The sequence below is a fragment of the Enterobacter sp. 296B2 genome (genome assembly GCF_034106185.1).
Lineage (GTDB): Bacteria > Pseudomonadota > Gammaproteobacteria > Enterobacterales > Enterobacteriaceae > Enterobacter > Enterobacter cloacae_N.
Window position 1 is genome coordinate 94690 of record NZ_JAWNCA010000009.1, and the last position, 17999, is coordinate 112688.

General features: G+C 57.6%; 13 protein-coding genes and 1 other RNA gene. 8 read left to right on the plus strand and 6 right to left on the minus strand.

The window, feature by feature from the left end:
* Positions 1–15: 15 nt before the first annotated feature.
* Complete coding sequence (locus URZ40_RS09270) at positions 16–675, plus strand: helix-turn-helix domain-containing protein (RefSeq protein WP_116340465.1); 660 nt, start codon at positions 16–18, stop codon at positions 673–675.
* Positions 676–744: 69 nt separating this feature from the next.
* A complete protein-coding gene (locus tag URZ40_RS09275) occupies positions 745–1374 on the plus strand; it encodes a helix-turn-helix domain-containing protein (RefSeq protein ID WP_316378959.1) in 630 nt (209 codons plus the stop codon).
* 50 nt (positions 1375–1424) lie between these two features.
* Here URZ40_RS09275 and URZ40_RS09280 read toward each other — a convergent pair whose 3' ends face one another.
* The 3 genes from URZ40_RS09280 to URZ40_RS09290 form a co-directional block, all read right to left on the minus strand.
* Positions 1425–1619, minus strand: a complete 195-nt coding sequence (locus URZ40_RS09280) for a YdiH family protein (RefSeq protein WP_003857766.1) — start codon at positions 1617–1619, stop codon at positions 1425–1427.
* 85 nt (positions 1620–1704) lie between these two features.
* On the minus strand, positions 1705–2115 hold the full coding sequence (gene menI / locus URZ40_RS09285; protein ID WP_028012841.1) for a 1,4-dihydroxy-2-naphthoyl-CoA hydrolase: 411 nt from the start codon (positions 2113–2115) through the stop codon (positions 1705–1707).
* A complete protein-coding gene (locus tag URZ40_RS09290) occupies positions 2112–5168 on the minus strand; it encodes an FAD-binding and (Fe-S)-binding domain-containing protein (RefSeq protein ID WP_166710851.1) in 3057 nt (1018 codons plus the stop codon). Before URZ40_RS09290 ends, menI begins: the two co-directional genes overlap by 4 nt.
* 198 nt (positions 5169–5366) lie before the next feature.
* On the opposite strand from URZ40_RS09290, the gene ydiK reads away from it, so the two are divergent.
* A complete protein-coding gene (ydiK, locus tag URZ40_RS09295; protein WP_116340471.1) occupies positions 5367–6482 on the plus strand; it encodes an AI-2E family transporter YdiK in 1116 nt (371 codons plus the stop codon).
* A 209-nt stretch (positions 6483–6691) separates the two neighbouring features.
* Positions 6692–6799: antisense sRNA RprA (rprA, locus tag URZ40_RS09300), an RNA gene on the plus strand.
* A gap of 5 nt (positions 6800–6804) precedes the next feature.
* On the opposite strand, the gene URZ40_RS09305 is transcribed toward rprA, so the two are convergent.
* From URZ40_RS09305 to ppsA, 3 genes are all read right to left on the minus strand, one after another.
* The gene (locus tag URZ40_RS09305; RefSeq protein ID WP_320720417.1) at positions 6805–9180 is read right to left on the minus strand and encodes a glycoside hydrolase family 3 N-terminal domain-containing protein; all 2376 of its coding nucleotides are present in this window, start codon (positions 9178–9180) and stop codon (positions 6805–6807) included.
* Positions 9181–9183: 3 nt separating this feature from the next.
* Positions 9184–10584, minus strand: a complete 1401-nt coding sequence (locus tag URZ40_RS09310; protein WP_320720418.1) for an MFS transporter — start codon at positions 10582–10584, stop codon at positions 9184–9186.
* A gap of 234 nt (positions 10585–10818) precedes the next feature.
* Positions 10819–13197 (minus strand): phosphoenolpyruvate synthase, encoded by a 2379-nt coding sequence (gene ppsA / locus URZ40_RS09315; protein ID WP_023311316.1) that lies wholly within the window; start codon positions 13195–13197, stop codon positions 10819–10821.
* 335 nt (positions 13198–13532) lie between these two features.
* On the opposite strand from ppsA, the gene ppsR reads away from it, so the two are divergent.
* The 4 genes from ppsR to URZ40_RS09335 all read left to right on the plus strand — a co-directional run bounded on the left by ppsR (position 13533) and on the right by URZ40_RS09335 (position 17993).
* Positions 13533–14366, plus strand: a complete 834-nt coding sequence (ppsR, locus tag URZ40_RS09320; RefSeq protein ID WP_014883510.1) for a posphoenolpyruvate synthetase regulatory kinase/phosphorylase PpsR — start codon at positions 13533–13535, stop codon at positions 14364–14366.
* Between the two features lie 152 nt (positions 14367–14518).
* A complete protein-coding gene (gene aroH / locus URZ40_RS09325; RefSeq protein ID WP_166710847.1) occupies positions 14519–15565 on the plus strand; it encodes a 3-deoxy-7-phosphoheptulonate synthase AroH in 1047 nt (348 codons plus the stop codon).
* A 184-nt stretch (positions 15566–15749) separates the two neighbouring features.
* Positions 15750–15938, plus strand: a complete 189-nt coding sequence (gene hemP / locus URZ40_RS09330) for a hemin uptake protein HemP (protein WP_166712687.1) — start codon at positions 15750–15752, stop codon at positions 15936–15938.
* A 72-nt stretch (positions 15939–16010) separates the two neighbouring features.
* Positions 16011–17993: a TonB-dependent hemoglobin/transferrin/lactoferrin family receptor gene (locus URZ40_RS09335; RefSeq protein WP_320720420.1), complete on the plus strand. Its 1983-nt coding sequence runs from the start codon at positions 16011–16013 to the stop codon at positions 17991–17993.
* The last annotated feature ends 6 nt before the right edge of the window (positions 17994–17999 follow it).

Here is a 17999-nt window from a genome sequence, read left to right on the forward strand (position 1 = left end):
GATGTGAGGTATCTTATGAATACACGTTTAACCACCCCGCTGAATAATCAGCCGTCATCCGCTCTGGATTTAAAACCGTTATTCCATATAGACACGCTGATTAACCATGTGGTCCCGGCAGCGAAGAGAATGATCATCGCCCGGGGTGAAACGGTTCATTATTATAAAGATGATGTTCGGCAGTGCTTTTTGCTTATCCAGGGCAGCGTGGCGCTTCATCGCCGCGGTGACGGTATTGTATTAAACTCTGAGTCAGCGCCTTTTATTCTGGGCGTGAGCAGTCAATTCTCTTCTGAGCATCTTTACGTCAGGGCGCTGGAAACCGCGGAAATCGCCCGCGTGCCCCTGGAAAGCTTTAACCAGATTGTGTCGCAGCATGATTTATGGGAGCACTTTTCAAAGCTGCTTATTTATACCGCCTCGCGGGTATACGAACATTGCGCGCAAATATCGCAAATGTCTGCCTACGATATCATCCGGTTCCAGCTTGTTGAGCTGATGCAGGAGCCGGACGCCATACGGCACAATACGACGGCGGCAGCCTACATCAAAAGCCGGACGTATCTTTCACGTAGCGGAATTATGCGTATCCTGTCGGAACTTCGGACCGGCAAGTACATCACCATGGAGCGCGGTGTGCTGCGTGAAATTCACCATCTGCCACGCAAATATTGATTGCCACCGTGCCTGTATCAGCGAGAGACGCTATAATTAGCCAGGTTATTCTTAAGGTTACCGGCTACCATGTCCCTTCCAGAAACGTCTCACCGCGGCTCACCTTACGCACAAGAGCTTATTTCACACTTACTGCCTGATTGCACAACGCGACGCACCGCTCGCGGCGAGCGGCTTGACCTCCAGATCAACGGTCAGGGAATCTGCTATTTAATTCTTGAGGGAACGGTCGCCATCTACAGAAGAAGCGATGACATGATGCTGTCTACGGCCCGCAGCCCCGCCGTGTTCGGCCTCGCTAACCTCACCGATATCTATTTTAATGATTATATCAAGACGGTTAGCCCGTGCCTGATTGGCACGCTCACCACCGCGCGGGTGAATGAGATTATTAAAGATAAGGCGCTGTGGGGACTACTCTCGAAGCAACTCATGTTTGTGTATAGCCGTCTTTATAACAATGTAATGCCGCAGGGCGCCCCGACGGCGTATGAGATGATTCGCCAGCAGCTGATAAAGCTGATGGAGGAAGATGAGAGCTATCGCAGCAGCGTGACGGCGGAAAGGTATATTCGGGAGAAAACCCAGCTCTCCCGCAGCGGCGTAATGCGTATTCTGGCGGATTTAAAAACCGGCGGATTTATCGAAATCGAAGAAGGCCGACTCATCAGGATCAACAAGCTTCCTGCCCGATACTGAATTCGGGGCACAAAAAAGGCCGCAGTCGCGGCCTTTTCAACAACACTCGCTCAATGGACGTGAACGCCCAACCGCCAGGCAAAGTAGATCTCTTCTTTCAGCTCATTCGAAGAGAGCGCCAGCAAGTCCGTGAACTCCAGCTCAAGCTGTTTCAGCTTTTTCAGGTACTGCGCCGGAGACAGGTTGCTCTTATCGCGACGTAAATATTCAATTGCCAGCTGTGTTGGGGTTATTTCAGTATCCATGATGTCCTCGCTTATGTACAAATCCTGACCAGTATATCACAACATCCTGGCTAGTTTTTGACCAAAGCCAATTCATCTGAAAACTTTACACGACCGCCGTCGTCAGCCGCGACGAGCAGCACAGGCGATCCTGCTCATCGAGAATATCAATCTGCCACACCTGGTGGCGGCTACCGGCGTGCAGCGCGCGGCAAATACCGCGCACGCGTCCGCTACGCACCGAGCGAATATGGTTAGCATTCACCTCAAGCCCGACCACCTTCTGCTCGCCTTCGGTGCAGAGATACCCCGCGACAGAGCCCAGGGTTTCCGCCAGCACGACGGAGGCCCCGCCGTGCAACAGACCAAACGGCTGGTGGGTGCGACTATCGACAGGCATCGTCGCCTCCAGATCGTCTTCCCCGATGCGGGTGAACTGGATATCCAGCAGCCCCACCATATTCCCTTCGCCCATGGCGTTCAGCGCCTGCAGCGTCACGGCACGTTTCCAGATCATCCAATTATCTCCAGTAAAGCCTGCAATGGGTGGCGTACGCCGTTACCCTCTACCCGTTTGACCTGGCTGCGGCAGGAGTAGCCCGTCGCCAGGCAGCGGTTGCGCGGTAAACGCTGCATCGCCTGATGCCAGGACAACTCATAGATGCCGAGCGAGTTGGCGTGATTTTTCACTTCGTGGCCGTAGGTGCCGGCCATCCCGCAGCAGCCCACGCTGACGCTCTCCAGCTTCGCGCCGAAACGCGCAAAAATAGCGGCCCACTGCGCCGGGGCCCCCGGCAGCGCCGTCACTTCGGTACAGTGGCCGAACAGATACCACGGTTCACCGCCAGCCTCCTGAACGGTCTTCTCTTCCAGGGCCGACGGCAGCCACTCGTGCACCAGCATGACGTGGAAATCGCCCCGCTTCTCACCCAGCGTCTGTTTGTATTCATCGCGATAGCAAAGCACCAGCGCCGGATCGACGCCGACCATCGGTATTCCGAGTTGCGCCACGCGATTCAGGAAGTCAGACGTTTTCTGCGCTGTCTTCGCAAATCGGTTCAGGAAACCCTTGATGTGCTGCGCCTTGCCGTTAGGCGAGAACGGCAGCACAACCGGCTGGTAACCCACTTTCTCCGCCAGACGGACGAAATCGGCCACGACCTGGGCATCGTAGTAACTGGTAAACGGATCCTGGACCACCAGCACCACGTTCGCTTTTTGCTCAGGGGTAAGCGCTTCGAGCTGCTCCAGGGTCATGTTTGCCGAGCGATGGCCGACGAGCTGGCGCTGCAGAGACGGCACCGACAGCGGCGGCAGATCGACCATGCCGATGTGTTTTTCGGAAAGCTTGCGCACCAGCGGCTGGTTGATAAAGAAGTTGAAGGTCTTCGGCGCGCGCGCCATCAGCGGCGCGTAGCTTTCCACCGTCGCCACCAGATGGTCGCGCACCGGGCGCAGGTAGCGGGTGTGGTAAAGCTGCAGGAAGCGCGAGCGGAATTCCGGCACGTCGATTTTAATCGGGCACTGGGTAGAGCAGGCTTTACAGGCCAGGCAGCCGGACATCGCCTCTTTCACCTCATGGGAGAAATCATATTCGCCCTTGTTGGCATGCCAGCTGTTGCGGGTGCGCTCAATCAGCGAGCGCAGGCTGGCCCGTTTTTCCGGCAGCTCCTGCTCCAGCTTCAGGGGATCGACGCCGCGATCCGCAAGCAGACGCAGCCACTCGCGTACCAGCGTCGCCCGCCCTTTCGGCGAGTGAATACGGTTGCTGGTGATTTTCATTGACGGGCACATCGGGCTTTTCGCGTCGAAGTTAAAGCACAGGCCGTTGCCGTTACACTCCATCGCGCCGCGCCAGGACGAGCGCACCGCAATCGGAATCTGTCTGTCGTAGGTGCCGCGCTTGACGGCATCCACCTGGAGCATTGGCGCGTCCACGCCTTCTGGCGGGCAGATTTTCCCCGGGTTAAGGCGGTTATCCGGGTCAAATGCCGCTTTCACCTTACGCAGCTCCGCGTAGAGCTGCTCCCCGAAGAAGGCCGGGCTGTATTCCGCGCGGAACCCTTTCCCGTGCTCTCCCCACAGCAGACCGCCGTATTTGGCGGTCAAGGCCACCACGTCGTCGGAGATCTGCTTCATCAGGATCTCCTGCTGCGGGTCGCACATGTCCAGCGCCGGACGCACGTGCAGCACCCCGGCATCCACGTGGCCGAACATGCCGTAGCTCAGGCCGTGGCTGTCCAGCAGGGCGCGAAACTCAACGATATAATCCGCCAGATGTTCAGGCGGCACGCAGGTATCTTCGGCAAAAGGAATGGGCTTCGCCGCCCCTTTCGCATTGCCGAGCAGGCCCACGGCTTTTTTACGCATGGCGTAAATACGCTCGATACCGGCCAGATCGTTACAGAGCTGCCAGCCGATCACACCGCCTTCTCCCTGCGCAATCAGCTCATCCAGACGCTGGCAGAGCGTGGTGACCTGGCGTTCAATCAGCTCCGCATCATCGCCGGCAAATTCCACAATATTGAGACCGAGCATCTCTTTATCCGGCACGTCGGTAATGAGGTCACTAACGGAGTGCCAGACGATATCTTCCCGGGCCAGATTGAGCACCTTCGAGTCGACGGTTTCCACCGACAGCGCCTGCGCTTTCACCATAAACGGCGCATTGCGCAGCGCGGAGTCGAAGGAGTCATATTTGACGTTCACCAGACGACGCACCTTCGGCAGGCGGGTGATATCAAGCCGCGCCTCGGTAATAAACGCCAGCGTCCCTTCGGAGCCGGTCAGCACGCGGGTTAAATCAAACTGCGTCAGGTCGTCATTAAACACGTGGCGCAGGTCGTAGCCCGTTAAAAAGCGGTTCAGTTTGGGGAATTTGTCGAGAATAAGCTGGCGGTTGTCGCGGCAGCGCTCCAGCACGGTGCGGTAGATGCGCCCGCTGGCGGTGTTATCTTTGCCCAGCGTTTCCGCCAGTTCAACCGGCATCGGCTGGGTATCAAGGATGTCGCCGCCCAGCAGCACCGCACGCACGCCCAGCACGTGGTCGGAGGTTTTACCGTAGACCAGCGAGCCCTGGCCGGAAGCATCAGTATTGATCATTCCACCAATGGTCGCGCGGTTGCTGGTGGAGAGCTCAGGGGCAAAAAAGTAGCCGTAAGGCTTGAGATACTGATTAAGCTGATCTTTGATGACGCCCGCTTCGACCCGCACCCACCCCTCTTCAGGGTTGATCTCAATGATGCGGTTCATATAGCGCGACATATCAATAATGATGCCCTGGTTCAGCGCCTGACCGTTGGTCCCGGTGCCACCGCCGCGCGGCGTGAAGACCAGAGAGGCAAAGCGCTCCTGCGTTGCCAGCCGGGCGATAAGTGCCACGTCGGCCGTAGATCGAGGGAAAACGACGGCATCGGGAAGAAGCTGGTAGATACTGTTATCGGTTGCCATCGTCAGCCTGTCGGCATAGTTCGTGGCGGTATCACCCGTAAAACCCTGTTGCTCCAGTGCCTGCAAAAAATTAAGCACCAGCTGAACGACGCCAGGTGCCTGAGAAATCTGTGGGATCATTACTGTCGACCCTAATTAGAGTTGTGGGAATCGTTTGCGTGTATCTTAAAAGTTTTATCACATTTTTTTCTTATAATCTCTGCTGAATTACAGGCAGAATTCGCCTGTCAAAAATCGCTGATATCACTAATGATTAGAGAGATGCGGTTTACGTTCCCGCCAGCCCGGCTGGCGTTCATTTAAGGAAATGTTTCGTTTATGGTCAATCTTCGTCAGCCCAGGGATGTTGCGCAAATTCTGCTGTCGGTGCTGTTCTTAGCCCTCATGATTATTGCGTGTCTGTGGATTGTTCAACCCTTTATTCTCGGCTTTGCGTGGGCCGCGACCGTTGTCGTCGCAACCTGGCCTCTTTTATTACGCCTGCAGAAGCTGCTGTTTGGCCGCCGCGGCTTAGCCGTGCTGGTCATGACGCTGCTGCTGTTCCTGCTGTTTATTATTCCGATTGCCCTGCTGGTTAACAGCCTTGTCGACTCCAGCGGCCCAGTGATCCGCGCCGTGACCAGCGGCGACCTGACGCTGCCGGATCTTGCCTGGCTGAACAGCATTCCGGTCGTGGGCGCTAAACTCTACAGCGGCTGGCATAGCCTGCTGGAGATGGGCGGCAGCGCGCTGATGGCGAAAGTGCGTCCGTATATTGGCACCACCACCACCTGGTTTGTCGGTCAGGCCGCGCATATCGGCCGCTTTATGATGCACTGTACCCTGATGCTGGTCTTTAGCGCCCTTCTATACTGGCGCGGTGAGCAGGTGGCTTTAGGCGTTCGTCACTTTGCCACCCGCCTGGCGGGAAAACGGGGCGATGCCGCGGTACTGCTGGCCGCGCAGGCCGTGCGCGCGGTCGCCCTGGGCGTCGTGGTGACGGCGCTGGTGCAGGCGGTGCTGGGCGGTATCGGCCTGGCGATTTCCGGCGTACCGTACGCCACCGTCTTTACCGTGGTCATGTTGATGACCTGCCTTGCGCAACTGGGGCCGCTGCTGGTGCTGGTTCCGAGTATTATCTGGCTTTACTGGACGGGTGATACCACGTGGGGGACGGTTCTGCTGGTCTGGAGCTGCGTGGTCGGCACCATGGATAACGTGATTCGCCCCATCCTCATCCGCATGGGCGCAGACCTGCCGCTGATCCTGATACTCTCCGGCGTTATCGGCGGGCTGATTGCCTTCGGGATGATCGGTCTGTTCATTGGCCCGGTGCTTCTCGCCGTCACCTGGCGCCTGTTCTCCGCCTGGGTTCATGAAGTGCCGCCGCCGGGAACCGACCCGGACGTGATTCTGAGCGAGCTGGAAGAGCTGGAAGAGAAGAACACGCAGTAAGCCTTTTGGCCGGGTGGCGCTAACGCGCACCCGGTCTACATTACCCTCACCAATACTTAAGCATTACTAAACTAATTATTCATCACTCACTGGTCAGACCCGCTATTTCAACAGTAAGTCCGCTATTATCCTCAAGAAATCTTTACGTCTCTTTAACTATTGAGACGAATCTGATCGACGCTAAATAACACAATGCCTACTATTAGCTCACGGTTATAAATCAACACCTTGGTTTATAAGCATGGAAATCCCCTGAGTGAAACAACGAATTGCTGTGTGTAGTCTTTGCCCATCTCCCACGATGGGCTTTTTTTTATCCTGACTACGCGCGCTTCACGTCACAGCGACTGAGCATTCGCCATTCAGCAGGCAGAACCCGCGTCTCTCCGGTTACGTTGACCGTCACGACCTCGCGGATATCCGCCGACGATGCGCCAATCTGCAGTTCAAACTCGCCAGGCTCAACAATGCGTTTCCCGTCACGACGGGTGAAGTTGAACATCTCAACCGGCAGCGTGAAGGTGAGCGTGGCGGTTTCGCCCGGCGAGAGCGTGACGCGCTGGAAGGCCTTCAGCTCCTGAAGCGGGCGCACCTGGGTAGCGACCCTGTCCCGCACGTAGACCTGCACGACTTCACTGCCGCTGCGCTCGCCGGTATTGGTGATATCCACACTCAGCGTCACCTCACCGTCGACCGGCACGCGGCTTTCAGCGACGCGGGCAGCGCCCCAGCTAAACTGCGTCCAGCCAAGGCCAAAACCAAACGGATAACGCGCACCGAAATGGAACGCAAACGGCGTGCCGCCGCTTTTCAGCTTGTGATTGTAGTAATACGGCATTGCCCCGGCGCTTTTCGGCACGCTGACAACCAGCCGCCCCTGCGGCTCCGCGCGACCGGTCAGCACATCGGCAATCGCCCAGCCCCCTTCCTGCCCCGGCGCCCAGGCCATCATCAGCGCGGCAACCTTCTCCTCCAGCCCCTGAAGGTTGTACGGGCGCCCGCCGGTCATCACGACAATCACCGGTTTGCCGGTGGCGACCAGGGCGTCCAGCAGCTGTTGCTGCACGCCGGGCAGATTCAGAGAATCGGTATCAGATCCTTCCCCGACCGTGCCACTCTGGAACAGTCCGGCGAGATCGCCCACGCAGGCCACCACCACGTCACTCTCCTGCGCGGCGTTGACCGCCTCGGGGATAAGTGCCGTGCTTTGCGACACGGGAGACTGCTGCATCGGCTTGCCGCCGCTGTCGCCGGGGAAGACCGGCGCGCCCGCCATCCGTTTTTCGATAATGTGGCACCCTTTTGCATAGCGCACGTTCGATGCCCCCAGGTACTGCTCCAGCGCCGCGCGCGGGGTCGTCACCTGCGAGGTTTCCTCAACCATATCGCTGATGATCAAATGCACCGGGAAGCTGTAGCCGCTGAGTAACGCCAGCGGATCGTCTGCCGTCGGCCCCACCACCGCCACGCGGGGCTTACCGTTCAGCGGCAGAATGCCGTCGTTTTCCAGAAGCGTGATCGATTTGGTCGCTACCTCCCGCGCGACCTCTCGGGTCATCTCATTTTGCAGATCGATACCGTTTTCATCGGCATACGGGTTCTCAAACAGGCCGAGACGGAATTTTTCGGTCAGCGTACGCGCTACGATCTCATCCACCTTCGTCATGGAAATCAATCCACGCTCAACGGCATCTGCCAGATGGCTCGCGCAGTCGTCTTTCGGCAGCTCAACGTCCAGCCCGGCGTTAAAGGCCAGCGCGGCGGACTCCGCTGCGTCGTGGGAAATCCCGTGATGCTGGTGCAGCAGGCTGACGCCGCCGTAGTCCGCGACAATAATGCCGTCGAAGCCCCACTGTTCGCGCAGGACGGTGGTCAGCAGGAAGCTGTCGCTGTGCCCTGGTTGGTTATCGATATCGTGGTAGGCGGGCATGACCGAACCGGCGTTTGCCAGCTTGACCGCCATTTCAAACGGCAGCAGGAAGGTGTCGTTCAGCTCGCTGAAGCCAAGATGAACCGGGGCGTGGTTACGCGCCCCTTCGCTGAACGAGTGGCCCACGTAATGCTTGAGCGTCGCCAGCAGATCGCGCTTATCGCCCTGTAAGCCTTTCACATAGGCGGTGGCCATCACCCCCACCAGCCAGGGATCTTCCCCGAAGGTCTCTTCGGTTCGCCCCCAGCGCACGTCGCGGGAAACGTCCAGCACCGGGGCCAGCCCCTGCTGGCAGCCGACGGAACGCGCCTCTTTACCAATCTGCTCTGCCGCGCGCTGCACCAGTTCAGGGTCCCAGGTAGAACCGTAGTTCAGCGACGACGGGAACAGCGTGGCGTCTTTGCACAGCAGCCCCACCAGGCACTCTTCATGGAACAATGCCGGAATGCCAAGACGCGTCTCCTCCATCATCATGCGCTGCAGGCGGTTAGCGGCGCGCACGCCGGTTTTCGCATCAACGATGTGGGTGCCCAGCGGGCGCGTAATTTGCCCGACGCCCAGCTTCAGCCGTTCGCTGAGTGCAGCCTGCTGGCTCACGCCGGCGAACTCATCACTGAGGTCGCTGCGCTCGCGGTGGTTACCGTTTTCATCGAGGATCAGCCAGTACGCATGCATCTGGGCGAACTTCTCTTCCGGGGTCATGCGCGCCAGTAAATCGGCGACGCGCTCGTGTACGGGACGTCCCGCGTCCTTATAGATAGCAGTCATATTTTACTCCTGTAGTGCGGAAGGGGTTGCCGGGCTGAGCTGCCCCGCGTCGGATCTTACCTCACGCTTGCTCGCCAGCTCCCGGGCGATGGAATCCACCAGCCGGCTGTTGAGCTTGTAGATGGAAAGCAGCGCCACCATGCAAAGGAACAGCGCGCACGGAATAAGGGTGAACAGCGCGTTGATGGTGGAGAGCACGTGCGGCGCCTGGGCTGCCTGGCCCGGGGCGTAATCCACCATGCCGAGCACCCAGCCGACCACCGCCCCGCCCAGCGCCAGCCCAAACTTGATGGCAAACAGCGCGGTGGAGAAGACCAGCCCGTCCAGACGGCGGCCGCTGCGGTGCTCTTCGTAGTCGACCACATCTGAGAACATGGTCCACTGCAGCGGCGTGGTGAGGTTTTGTACAAAGCTAAAGACAATGTTGAGGCCAAAAATCAGCCACACCTGAGAAGGCGGCAGGAAGAAAATCAGCGCGCCGAAGATGACGAAGGAAATAATCGTCCACTGATAGGCGCGGACGCGGTCAAATTTCCCCAGCAGCCGTTCAGATAATAATGCGCCGCTTAAGGAGGCCACCATGCCGGAAACAATAAAGGCAAAAACCAGCTCCGGGCGCAACAGCACATAGTTGACGTAATACATGGTGGCAGAGCCGCGCGTCACCACCGCCGTTAACAGCAAAATATTAAACAGGAAGACAATACGCCACTGGCTGTTCCCGGCCAGCAGTTTTAAATCGGTTAGCATGGAGCCGGAGGTATCATTGCGTGGGGAATAACGCTCGCGGGTCATCAGGAAACAGCAGAAAAACAGCACAATCCCCAGCAGCCCCATCAGGCTCATGGCGTAGAAATAGCCCTTCTGCACGTTGCCCTGTCCTAACAATGAGACCAGCGGCAAGGCGATAACCGTTACGATCAGCCCGCCGATAAACGACAGGCCAAAACGCCAGGACTGCAGGGAGTGGCGCTCGCGCGGATCCAGCGTCAGCGCCCCCGGCATGGCGCAGTAAGGCACGTTAATGGCGGAGTAAATCAGGCTTAAAATCGAGTAGGTCGCGCAGGCATAAACAATTTTTGCCGTCGGCCCGACGTCCGGTACGTAGAAGGTGATAAGGCAGCTTACGCCAAAGGGAATAGCAAACCACAGCAACCAGGGACGGAAACGGCCGTGACGCGTCTGCGTGCGGTCAACCAGCGCGCCAATGCACGGGTCGACAAACGCATCGACCACGCGCACCACTAAAAACATGGTGCCCATAATGGCAGCGGGTAAACCGAAAACGTCGGTATAGAAATAAGCAAGAAATAACGTGGCCGTTTGCCAGACCAGTGCGCTGGCCATATCGCCTAAGCCATAACCTATTTTATCTTTGGTACGCAATACAGAGGAAAGTGTCATTGTTATTTGCCTTTTTATCAGGTTAAAACGTATTTCAACCAGTTGCGCATCTTCCGAAGGGAAATGCGCAGTAAGGCTCAAGTATTAGCAACGCTTTGCGCACTAACAATTGTCTTAATTAACAGACAAATTATGATATTTGGTTTTTTAGTTTATTTGTGATGGGGAGCAAATTAGCGGTGAAATAAAAAAGGCGAGGAATAATATCCTCGCCTTTTTCCGATAGTGATGTCGTTACTTGTTCAGTTCTGCCAGGCTCAGCCAGGTTTGCACCACGGTGTCCGGGTTCAGGGACAGGCTATCGATCCCCTCCTCCATCAGCCAGGCGGCAAAGTCTTCATGGTCAGATGGACCCTGACCACAAATGCCGACGTATTTACCCTGCTTCTTCGCCGCACGGATGGACATGGAAAGCAGCGCTTTCACCGCCTCGTTGCGTTCGTCGAACAGTTCGGAAACCACGCCGGAGTCGCGGTCCAGACCCAGCGTCAGCTGCGTCATGTCGTTCGAGCCGATAGAGAAGCCGTCGAAGTGCTCCAGGAACTGCTCGGCCAGCAGGGCGTTGGACGGGATCTCGCACATCATGATGATCTTCAGCCCGTTTTCGCCGCGCTTCAGCCCCTGACGCGCCAGCTCGTCCACCACCGCTTTCGCCTGATCCACGGTACGCACGAACGGGATCATGATTTCGACGTTGGTCAGCCCCATGTCGTTGCGCACGCGTTTCACCGCCTCACACTCCAGCGCGAAGCAGTCACGGAAGCTGTCGGACACATAGCGTCCGGCGCCGCGGAAGCCCAGCATCGGGTTCTCTTCTTCCGGCTCGTAGCGCTCGCCGCCCACCAGGTTGGCGTATTCGTTTGACTTGAAGTCAGACAGACGCACAATCACGCGTTTCGGGTAGAACGCTGCGCCCAGCGTGGCGATCCCTTCGGTCAGACGGCCGACGTAGAACTCTTTCGGCGAGTCGTAGCCTTTCATCATCTCGCGGATTTCGTTCTGCAGCTTCGGATCCTGATCGTCAAACTCCAGCAGCGCGCGCGGGTGAACGCCGATCATACGGTTGATGATGAACTCCAGACGCGCCAGGCCAACGCCTTCGTTCGGCAGGCAGGCGAAGTCAAACGCACGGTCCGGGTTGCCGACATTCATCATGATCTTCAGCGGCAGGTCCGGCATGGTATCCACGCTGGAGCTCTTCACGCTGAAGTCGAGAATATCGGCATACACGTAGCCGGTATCGCCTTCGGCACAGGAGACGGTCACGTTCTGCCCGTCCTTCATGCGCTCGGTGGCATCACCGCAGCCGACAACCGCAGGAATACCCAGCTCGCGGGCAATGATCGCCGCGTGACAGGTACGACCGCCGCGGTTGGTGACGATGGCCGCGGCTTTCTTCATGATCGGTTCCCAGTCCGGGTCGGTCATATCGGTCACCAGCACGTCGCCTGGCTCAATGCGGTTCATCTCGCTGATGTCGTGGATCACTTTGACCGGGCCGGCACCGATGCGGTGACCGATGGCACGGCCTTCCGCCACGATTTTACCCTGCGCGTGCAGCGTATAACGCTCCATCACCTGGCCGCGTGAGCGGACGGTTTCCGGGCGCGCCTGCACGATGAAGAGCTTGCCGGTGTTCCCGTCTTTCGCCCATTCGATATCCATCGGACGGCCGTAGTGTTTTTCTATCTGCACCGCCTGCTTCGCCAGTTCCTGCACTTCGGCGTCGGTCAGGGAGAAGCGGTCGCGCTGCTCCTGCGGCACATCTTCAATCTTAACCTGCTTACCGTGCTCCTGGGTCGGGGCATAGATCATGCGGATTTTTTTCGAGCCCATGGTGCGGCGCACCACCGCCGGACGGCCAGCGGCCAGCGTAGGCTTGTGGACGTAGAACTCGTCAGGGTTAACCGCGCCCTGCACCACCATCTCACCCAGACCCCACGCGGAGGTGATGAACACCACCTGGTCGAAGCCGGATTCGGTATCAATGGAGAACATCACGCCGGAGGAGCCAACGTCGGAGCGCACCATACGCTGCACGCCCGCGGAGAGCGCCACGCCGCGATGGTCGTAGCCCTGGTGCACGCGATAGGAGATGGCACGGTCGTTGAACAGGGAGGCAAACACGTGCTTCACCGCCACCAGCACGGCATCGTAGCCCTGAACGTTCAGGAAAGTTTCCTGCTGTCCGGCAAACGAGGCGTCCGGCATGTCTTCTGCGGTTGCGGAAGAACGCACGGCAAAGGAAGCCTGCGCATCGTCAGCGGAGAGCTGGTTGTAGGCGTCGTGGATGGCTTTTTCCAGTTCCGGCTGGAAAGGTGTGTCGATGATCCACTGGCGGATCTGCGCCCCGGCTTTTGCAAGCTCGGTGACGTCATCAATATCCGTTTTATCCAGCAGGTCGTAAATGCGCTGGTTTACACCGCTCTGGTCTAAAAACAGGTTAAACGCGTCGGCGGTCGTGGCAAACCCGTTTGGTACGGAGACACCCATACCGGACAGATTTGTAATCATTTCACCCAGGGAGGCATTTTTGCCCCCAACTCTGTCTACATCATTCATGCCGAGTTGGTTATACCAAAGCACCAGCGGTGACGAGCCATTGTTGGACATCGAAACAATCCTTTTGTGATATTTGATCGGAGTAAGTAACACCTGACTACGTATTTATACTGGCATAATTATTTGCGCTAAAAAAACGGTGAATCGTGTAAGCAATTTAAATTTTCAACTTTTCGGATAGTTTCCCACCAGCCAATAACCCGATGATTCCTCTATATTCAGCCAGAAACCCCAAAAATAAAGTCGCTATTTGAAAAATGAAATCCGCTTTTCAGGAAAATCAAAAACAGTGTTTCATTTATAATTAGGATAAGTTCTTTGCTGTGTAATTACCTTTTTTAATTTATGCTTTCAGACAATTACGTATGATATTCAGGGTGGGTAAAATGGATAATGCTGTCGATCGTCACGTTTTTTATATTTCTGATGGTACGGCGATCACCGCCGAGGTGCTGGGCCACGCGGTGATGTCGCAATTCCCCGTTTCGATCAACAGCATCACGCTGCCTTTTGTGGAAAATGAGAGTCGCGCCAAAGCGGTGAAGGATCAGATCGATGCCATCTACCAGCAGACCGGCGTGCGCCCGCTGGTGTTCTACTCCATCGTGATTCCCGAAATTCGCCACATCATTCTGCAAAGTGAGGGCTTCTGCCAGGATATCGTGCAGGCGCTGGTGGCTCCGCTCCAGAGCGAACTGAAGCTTGACCCGACGCCTATCGCGCACCGCACCCACGGGCTGAACCCCGGCAACCTGACCAAATACGATGCGCGTATCGCCGCCATCGACTACACCCTGGCGCACGACGACGGGATTTCGCTGCGCAATCTCGACCAGGCCCAGGTGATTTTGCTCGGGGTGTCGCGCTGCGGTAAAACGCCAACCAGCCTCTATCTGGCGATGCAGTTCGGCATCCGCGCCGCAAACTACCCGTTTATCGCTGATGACATGGATAACCTGGTGCTGCCCGCTGCTCTTAAGCCGCTGCAGCACAAGCTGTTCGGCCTGACGATTAACCCGGAACGCCTGGCGGCGATCCGCGAAGAGCGCCGCGAGAACAGCCGCTACGCCTCGATGCGCCAGTGCCGCATGGAGGTTTCCGAAGTAGAGGCGCTGTACCGCAAAAACCAGATCCCGTGGCTGAACAGCACCAACTATTCGGTTGAAGAAATCGCCACCAAAATTCTCGACATCATGGGACTTAACCGCCGAATGTACTAACAAGCTAGTACATTAGCTCGGATTCATGTATCATCCATTTCAACAGCGGGGCGGTGTCGCCCCGAACTTGAAATCAGCAGGGATTGGTTTAATGTGATGCCCATCACTTCCCGGTAGTCTGCCGATGAAGCAAAAATTTTCTGAGACAAGTCATGAATAAAACCGATGAACTCCGCACGGCGCGCATAGACAGCCTGGTCACCCCGGCTGAACTGGCCGAGCGGCACCCCGTTTCGGCCACGGTCGCGGAACATGTGACGGCCTCCCGCCGCCGCATTGAAAAAATCCTCAATGGTGAAGACAGGCGTCTTCTGGTGGTGATTGGCCCCTGCTCCATCCACGATTTGGATGCGGCAATGGACTATGCAAAACGCCTTCAGGGGCTGCGGGATAAATACCAGCATCGCCTTGAGATTGTGATGCGCACCTACTTTGAAAAACCGCGTACCGTGGTGGGCTGGAAAGGGCTGATTTCCGACCCTGACCTTAACGGCAGCTATCGCGTGAACCACGGCATCGAACTGGCGCGCAAGCTGCTGTTGCAGGTCAACGAGCTGGGCGTGCCGACGGCCACCGAATTTCTCGATATGGTGACCGGGCAGTTTATCGCCGATCTGATCAGCTGGGGCGCGATTGGCGCGCGGACCACCGAAAGCCAGATCCACCGCGAGATGGCCTCTGCCCTCTCCTGTCCGGTCGGCTTTAAAAACGGGACCGACGGCAACACCCGTATCGCGGTAGATGCGATCCGCGCCTCGCGTGCCAGCCACATGTTCCTGTCGCCGGACAAAAGCGGTCATATGACCATCTACCAGACCAGCGGTAACCCGTACGGGCATATCATTATGCGCGGCGGGAAGAAGCCCAATTACCATGCAGAAGATATTGCGGCGGCCTGTGAAACGCTGGCCGAGTTCGACCTGCCGGAACACCTGGTGGTGGATTTCAGCCACGGCAACTGCCAGAAGCAGCATCGCCGCCAGCTGGACGTCTGCGATGAGATCTGTCAGCAGATCCGCAGCGGCTCGACCGCCGTTGCCGGGATTATGGCCGAAAGCTTCATCAAGGAAGGCACGCAGAAAATCATTGCCGGCCAGCAGATGGTGTACGGCCAGTCGATCACCGATCCGTGCCTGAGCTGGGAAGACAGCGAGCTGCTGCTGGAGAAGCTGGCAGCTGCGGTTGATTCTCGCTTCTGATGTTATTGTCGGGTGGCGCCCTTCTCCCTCTCCCTTAGGGAGAGGGTTGGGGTGAGGGAATCAGGCCGCACCTCGCCCCCTGAATTTGATCCCGTCACACAATTTTCACAAAAACGCTTGCCGTGAATTTGCAGTTTATTGATAATGATTATCATTGTTACATTGATTGTTATTTATAAACATGATGTCACCTACGGATAACAGCGCGGCAACGCCAGCAAAAACACACACAGCACCGTCCCCTGCCCCTGGCGATCGCCGCATCGACAGCAAAACTCTGCTGGGTGATGAGGGCCGGGTGATTATCGAGCATGACGGCCAGCACTACCTGCTGCGCCAGACGAATGCCGGAAAATTGATCCTCACAAAATAAACTAAAACCTTCGCCAGCCACCCAGGTCATCCCCAGGCAGCCAGCGCTTTCGATACTTTATGGAGAGTTGCTATGCCACACCTGCACACCGCACGTTTACGCCCGTCCCTTCTGGCGCTGGCGATTGTCAGCACCCTGCCGGGCGTCGCGTTTGCTGCCGCAGATGAGATAACCGTCACCGCCACAGGCAACGCCCGTAGCGCCTTCGAAGCCCCGATGATGGTGAGCGTGATTGACGCCACCGCCCCGGAAAAACAGACCGCCAGCTCTGCCGCCGATCTGCTGCGCAACGTCCCCGGCCTGACGCTTGACGGCACCGGCCGCACCAACGGTCAGGACGTTAACCTGCGCGGCTACGACCGTCGCGGCGTGTTGGTACTGGTTGACGGCGTGCGCCAGGGAACCGATACCGGCCACCTGAACAGCACCTTCCTCGATCCCGCGCTCATCAAACGTATTGAAGTGGTGCGCGGCCCGTCGGCCCTGCTCTACGGCAGCGGCGCGCTGGGCGGCGTGATTTCCTATGACACCGTCGACGCCAAAGATCTGCTGGAGCCGGGTAAAAACAGCGGTTATCGCGTGTTTGGTACCGGTGCAACGGGTGACCACAGCCTCGGTCTGGGGGCCAGCGCCTATGGCCGCACCGATACCCTGGACGGCCTGGTGTCGTGGTCCAGCCGCGACCGCGGCGATATCCGCCAGAGCGACGGTGCAACGGCGCCGAACGACGAATCCATTAATAACATGCTGGCGAAAGGCAGCTGGAAAATCGACCCGGCTCAGACGTTGAGTGGCGCCCTGCGCTACTACAACAACGCCGCGCAGGAGCCGAAAAACCCGCAAACATCAGATGCCAACAGCAGCAACCCGATGACCGACCGCTCCACTATCCAGCGAGATGCGCAGGTTGGCTACCGCATTGCGCCGGAAGGGTACGACTGGCTGAACGCCGATGCGAAGGTTTACTGGTCTGAAGCGCGCATTAACGCCCAGAACATCGACAGCACCGGCGAGTTCCGCAAGCAGACCACCAAAGGCGGCAAGGTGGAAAACCGTACCCGCCTGTTCAGCGACTCCTTTGCGTCTCACCTTCTGACCTACGGCGGAGAATACTATCGTCAGGAGCAGCGTCCGGGCGGTGCCACGACCGGCTTCCCGGAGGCGAAAATCGACTTTAGCTCCGGCTGGCTGCAGGATGAGATCACCCTGCGCGATCTGCCCGTTACCCTTCTGGGCGGCACGCGCTATGACAACTATCGCGGCAGCAGCGATGGCTACGATGACGTCAATGCCGATAAGTGGTCTTCCCGGGCAGGGTTAACCGTCAGCCCCACCGACTGGCTGATGCTGTTCGGCTCTTACGCGCAGGCCTTCCGCGCGCCGACCATGGGTGAAATGTATAACGACGCTAAACACTTCTCCATCGGCCGGTTCTACACCAACTACTGGGTACCTAACCCGAACCTGCGCCCGGAAACCAACGAAACGCAGGAGTTTGGTTTTGGCCTGCGCTTTGACGATCTGATGCTCGCCAACGATGCGCTGGAGTTCAAGGCCAGCTATTTCGATACCAAAGCGAAAGACTACATCTCCACCACCGTCAACTTCGCCGCGGCGACCACCATGTCGTACAACGTTCCTGACGCCAAAATCTGGGGCTGGGACGTAATGGCAAAATATTCGGCCGATCTGTTTAACCTTGACGTGGCCTATAACCGCACGCGCGGGAAAGATACCAATACCGGGGAGTACATCTCCAGCATCAACCCGGACACCGTCACCAGCAGGCTGGACGTTCCGGTGGCGCAAAGCGGTTTCTCCGTCGGCTGGATCGGCACCTTTGCCGATCGCTCAACTCACGTCAGCAGCAGCTACAGCAAGCAGCCGGGCTATGCGGTCAACGATTTTTACGTCAGCTATAAGGGCCAGGAGCAGCTCAAGGGCGTCACCACCACGCTGGTGCTGGGCAACGCCTTTGACAAAGAGTACTGGTCACCTCAGGGCATTCCGCAGGACGGGCGTAACGGCAAGATTTTCGTAAGCTATCAGTGGTAATTCCCT

Excerpts from the sequence above, each read along its gene's own strand:
- aroH (WP_166710847.1), top strand. The coding sequence starts at position 14,519 with ATGAATAAAACCGATGAACTCCGCACGGCGCGCATAGACAGCCTGGTC.
- URZ40_RS09280 (WP_003857766.1), bottom strand. The coding sequence starts at position 1,619 with ATGGATACTGAAATAACCCCAACACAGCTGGCAATTGAATATTTACGT.
- URZ40_RS09275 (WP_316378959.1), top strand. The coding sequence starts at position 745 with ATGTCCCTTCCAGAAACGTCTCACCGCGGCTCACCTTACGCACAAGAG.
- URZ40_RS09290 (WP_166710851.1), bottom strand. The coding sequence starts at position 5,168 with ATGATCCCACAGATTTCTCAGGCACCTGGCGTCGTTCAGCTGGTGCTT.
- URZ40_RS09270 (WP_116340465.1), top strand. The coding sequence starts at position 16 with ATGAATACACGTTTAACCACCCCGCTGAATAATCAGCCGTCATCCGCT.
- ppsR (WP_014883510.1), top strand. The coding sequence starts at position 13,533 with ATGGATAATGCTGTCGATCGTCACGTTTTTTATATTTCTGATGGTACG.
- ydiK (WP_116340471.1), top strand. The coding sequence starts at position 5,367 with ATGGTCAATCTTCGTCAGCCCAGGGATGTTGCGCAAATTCTGCTGTCG.
- URZ40_RS09305 (WP_320720417.1), bottom strand. The coding sequence starts at position 9,180 with ATGACTGCTATCTATAAGGACGCGGGACGTCCCGTACACGAGCGCGTC.
- hemP (WP_166712687.1), top strand. The coding sequence starts at position 15,750 with ATGTCACCTACGGATAACAGCGCGGCAACGCCAGCAAAAACACACACA.
- URZ40_RS09310 (WP_320720418.1), bottom strand. The coding sequence starts at position 10,584 with ATGACACTTTCCTCTGTATTGCGTACCAAAGATAAAATAGGTTATGGC.
- menI (WP_028012841.1), bottom strand. The coding sequence starts at position 2,115 with ATGATCTGGAAACGTGCCGTGACGCTGCAGGCGCTGAACGCCATGGGC.
- URZ40_RS09335 (WP_320720420.1), top strand. The coding sequence starts at position 16,011 with ATGCCACACCTGCACACCGCACGTTTACGCCCGTCCCTTCTGGCGCTG.
- ppsA (WP_023311316.1), bottom strand. The coding sequence starts at position 13,197 with ATGTCCAACAATGGCTCGTCACCGCTGGTGCTTTGGTATAACCAACTC.